At 60.1% G+C, this 664-nt stretch carries 1 protein-coding gene; it reads left to right on the forward strand.

All coding sequences use genetic code 11. The features are described 5' to 3' along the window. On the forward strand, positions 1–583 hold a 583-nt coding region (locus tag ACIPUB_RS20095; RefSeq protein ID WP_407608997.1), incomplete at its 5' end, for a UDP binding domain-containing protein. Between the last annotated feature and the right edge of the window lie 81 nt (positions 584–664).

A 664-nucleotide genomic window follows, 5' to 3' on the forward strand; every position in this document is an offset into this window, starting at 1 on the left:
TGCCTTTGCCAATGAACTGTCGGTGATCTCCGACAAGGTCGGGATCGACGTGTGGGAGCTCATCGAGCTGGCTAACCACCACCCGCGCGTGAACATCCTGCAGCCGGGCCCGGGCGTTGGCGGACACTGCATCGCCGTTGACCCGTGGTTCATCGTCGCCGCGGCCCCGGAAGAGTCCAAGCTCATCCGCCAAGCCCGAGAAACCAATGACGCGAAGCCGTCGTGGGTCGTGGACAAGGTCATCACGTCGACCCAAACCCCCGGTTTCAACGGCAAGGTGGCCGTTTTGGGTCTTGCCTTCAAGGCAAACATCGACGACCTTCGTGAATCCCCGTCGATCGCCATTGCCCGCTCGCTGGCCGAAAAGGCGCCGGGCGTCGAATTCCTGCTGGTCGAGCCACACATTGAGTCCCTTCCTGCCACATTGGCCGGGATCAACAATGTTAAGCTTGTCAACACGGACGCCGGCCTGGCCGAGGCATCCACGATTGTGGTGTTGGTTGACCACGATCAGTTCAAGGCAGTTCCCGCTACCGCGCTTGCGGGCAAGGACGTTATCGATACGCGCGGCCTCTGGCGCTAAGCCCGAGTCAATGTAATCCCAACATCGCTCGCCCGAACGGATAGGTAATCGTGAAGAAAATTATGCCGATTTACGGCACGC

The organism is Paeniglutamicibacter sp. ORCA_105, from assembly GCF_045798545.1.
GTDB lineage: Bacteria > Actinomycetota > Actinomycetes > Actinomycetales > Micrococcaceae > Paeniglutamicibacter > Paeniglutamicibacter sulfureus.